Here is a 3001-nt window from a genome sequence, read left to right on the forward strand (position 1 = left end):
GACTCTGTGTAAGACAGTACATGGTTTTTTAACTGTGGTATGCGACGGTGGTGGAAGCAGAAACTTAAATCGTGAGGTTTAGGAATCGCCGCACTTTTAGGGCGGCGAGGATGTCAACATCACAACTAAGGCAACAGCACCTGCGGGAGGATGCAACGTTCCGGTAAGTTGCGTAATGCCTATCGTTAGCGATACTGCCATGCCAACGACTAGAGGTGAAGCCCCGAAAAAATGCAGAAGTGTTAGACTGACAAGCGCCCCTAAGACATTCCCGCCGATGACATTACGCGGTTGCGCCAATGGGCTATCGGGAGCGCCGAAAATCAAAACACTGGTGGCACCAAACGGAGCCATCAGCAAGGGCGAATTCGTTTCCATCGTCAGGTAAGCACAAATCGAGATTGCCATAAAACTGCCGAACCAACTCCAAAAAACGTGTCGATGATGAGGCTTCTCGACTGGACAGGCTAAAGAGCAGGAGCGCCATCGGTGGAAGATTTTGAACCAATAGTTTTCCCACATCGATCGAATCTTTTTGTAGGAGAGCATAAAATGGTAATAATTGTTACTGAAGTTAGAATATCATGACTTCCTCAAGAAACTTTGAAAAAGTATTCAAATTTACAGATTTTTTGATTATGATGTTCATTCAGAGGCATCTATAGCAGCAAAAATTAGGTTCCAAGCTTTTTGATTCCTTGCAAAGCCTAGAGGCTCTCTTATTCTTTGTGTGGTCAGTTTAACTTATATAGTAGTGATCGATCTTTGTGTCCTCTGTGTCTCTGTGGTTCCTTCCACTCGCTCGCCCGCAAGACTGTATCTTAGAATACATTTTACCCACCAAACCGAAGAGAGCCGCATTTGCTAGAACCCCTTTTGTTAGAACCCCTTTTGCTTTCATAGTAGTTTGAGCCTTGACATTTGTAACCTTCCACATTACAGTAGAGTTGTAACCTACAAAGTTACAAAAAATATATTTATGTATAAGATTAAACTCTCATTAAACTTTTATAGACGAAGATTTAATATCAAATATAGGAGAAATCCATTGAATGATACAAACTTTTAGAAATAAGGCATTAGAAAGATTATTAAAAGAAGGTAATGCAAAAGGTGTACCCAAAGATTTAGAAAAAAGAATAAGGAGAAGACTTGAAGTGATAGATTCTGCAACAGCTATAGATGACCTTAAAATACCGGGTTATGATTTACACCAGCTTAAAGGGGATAGAAGAGAAACTTGGTCAATAAAGGTATCAGGTAACTGGCGTATTACTTTCACATTTATCAATAATGATGCCTACGATTTAAACCTTGAAGATTATCACTGACTATAACGAAAAACAAAGAGTTTTGATTCAAGCAGGAAAATAATTTATGAAAGACTTACAAGACATTATTAATGGGAGGCAAATAAGACCAGTACATCCTGGAGAGGTCATTTCAGATGTGCTTGAAGATCTTGAAATGACTCAAACAACCTTTGCTGAGCTTCTCGGTGTGTCTCGGCGCACTGTTAATGAAATTATTAAAGGTCGAAGACCAATCACGGTGGACATGGCAATTCGTATTGGGCAAACCTTAGGGAATGGTCCTCAACTTTGGCTCAACCTTCAGCAAAAGGTTGACATCTGGGATGCGATACAAAAGCATAAGGAAGAATATAAAAAATTGCCAACGATAGCATAACGGGATACATCTATCCTGGCTTGTTAGCTAAGTTTAAATTGTGATATGAACTCTTACCTGTCGAGATAAGAGTTCATATAGCATTCTGCTGAAGATTTGACAGATAAACTTAAAATACTATCTCACCAAAAATTTAAGCAGCCTAACTAGATATTATCCAGAAAATTTCCATATATCACGCCAAATAAGCATTTTTTTCAGAATCTTTTCCTATATTACTCTCAAATATAGCGATCGCAAGAAACTTTCCCAATAACACGACAATAAGTCTGTTATGCCGATTAGCACATTTTTTTATGAACCCTCCACCACTACCAGAGCAGCGATCATACTAATGTAAGAAGTAGATGATCTATCCCCAATTAAGTGCTAATCTGGCAGAGGATATTAGATTACCTAGACTTATCAACTTCAATGAATGAATAGACCTCCTGCAAAAGTCTTATTCAGCTACTTGATGATAGCCTAAAGCAAGTTCATAGTTGTAAATGCCAGCGATTAAATTAAATCTCAGACCAAAACGCCGTCTCCGATTCCTATATCTTGATGATAAAATTCTAAATATCTTCAGACTTCTGTGAATATGTTCGATAATAATTCTTTCTCTTGATAACTGGCGATTAAATTCTTTCTCTTCTGAACTTAATTCTTGATTTTTCTTCTTTTTGTCAGGAATCCTACTATTTTCATGCTGTTTTTGGATTCCTTGATAGCCCTTATCTGCTAAACATTCAATACTTTTATCTATCCCAATTTGACTATTTTTCCAAAGGTTAAAGTCATGTATTCTTCCCTTTCCATGAGCGGTACAGATTATCATTCCTGTTTTTTGAGCCGCAAGAACTTGAGATTTTATTGTATGATAGCCCTGTTTCCCGCTATAGTAATCTTTCTGCTTCTTTTGAGGTCTTTCTATCTCATGCTCTGCTACATCTACTACCACTACCTCTAGGTCACTATTGGCTTGTTGAACTGTCTTTTTACCTGGCAGATTAAATAATCCTGATTTCATGAGAATACCTTCTACCCTTCTAGTGATTCGTAGGGCTGTTGTCTCATTAATCTCCCAGTTAATTGCGAGATGGAAATAAGTCCTATATTCCCGCAAATACTCTAAGGTCATCAAGATTTGGTCTTCTAAACTTAATTTACTTGGTCTTCCCGATTTTTTTTGCAGAACTTTTTCGGCGGCCAGAACTTTCACCATATCCTTAAATGTTTCAGGATATACTCCACAAAAGCGTTTAAACTCTTCTGGATTCAAATTTTTTACTTTTTCGTAAGTCATTGTTTTTCTGAGTGTTTTACTTTA

4 protein-coding genes are annotated in these 3001 nt (G+C 37.8%); 2 read left to right on the forward strand and 2 right to left on the reverse strand.

From position 1 onward, the window contains the following. Positions 1 to 96: 96 nt before the first annotated feature. Positions 97 to 549 carry an HPP family protein gene (locus tag EWV66_RS06500; protein ID WP_260441228.1) on the reverse strand — a complete coding sequence of 151 codons (453 nt, stop codon included), beginning with the start codon at positions 547 to 549 and terminating at the stop codon, positions 97 to 99. 503 nt (positions 550 to 1052) lie between these two features. Here EWV66_RS06500 and EWV66_RS06505 point away from each other — a divergent pair. Together EWV66_RS06505 and EWV66_RS06510 are read left to right on the forward strand one after the other, a co-directional pair. Beyond that, positions 1053 to 1331 carry a type II toxin-antitoxin system RelE/ParE family toxin gene (locus tag EWV66_RS06505; RefSeq protein WP_002785804.1) on the forward strand — a complete coding sequence of 93 codons (279 nt, stop codon included), beginning with the start codon at positions 1053 to 1055 and terminating at the stop codon, positions 1329 to 1331. A 46-nt stretch (positions 1332 to 1377) separates the two neighbouring features. Continuing rightward, complete coding sequence (locus tag EWV66_RS06510) at positions 1378 to 1689, forward strand: HigA family addiction module antitoxin (RefSeq protein WP_287108589.1); 312 nt, start codon at positions 1378 to 1380, stop codon at positions 1687 to 1689. Positions 1690 to 2131: 442 nt separating this feature from the next. Here EWV66_RS06510 and EWV66_RS06515 read toward each other — a convergent pair whose 3' ends face one another. Further along, positions 2132 to 2977 (reverse strand): IS5 family transposase, encoded by an 846-nt coding sequence (locus EWV66_RS06515; RefSeq protein WP_052275241.1) that lies wholly within the window; start codon positions 2975 to 2977, stop codon positions 2132 to 2134. Positions 2978 to 3001 lie beyond the last annotated feature (24 nt).

It is taken from the genome of Microcystis sp. M_OC_Ca_00000000_C217Col, from assembly GCF_007095585.1.
GTDB classification, from domain to species: domain Bacteria; phylum Cyanobacteriota; class Cyanobacteriia; order Cyanobacteriales; family Microcystaceae; genus Microcystis; species Microcystis panniformis.

Coding starts and splice junctions, on each gene's coding strand:
- EWV66_RS06500 (WP_260441228.1), bottom strand. CDS start 549: ATGCTCTCCTACAAAAAGATTCGATCGATGTGGGAAAACTATTGGTTC.
- EWV66_RS06505 (WP_002785804.1), top strand. CDS start 1,053: ATGATACAAACTTTTAGAAATAAGGCATTAGAAAGATTATTAAAAGAA.
- EWV66_RS06510 (WP_287108589.1), top strand. CDS start 1,378: ATGAAAGACTTACAAGACATTATTAATGGGAGGCAAATAAGACCAGTA.
- EWV66_RS06515 (WP_052275241.1), bottom strand. CDS start 2,977: ATGACTTACGAAAAAGTAAAAAATTTGAATCCAGAAGAGTTTAAACGC.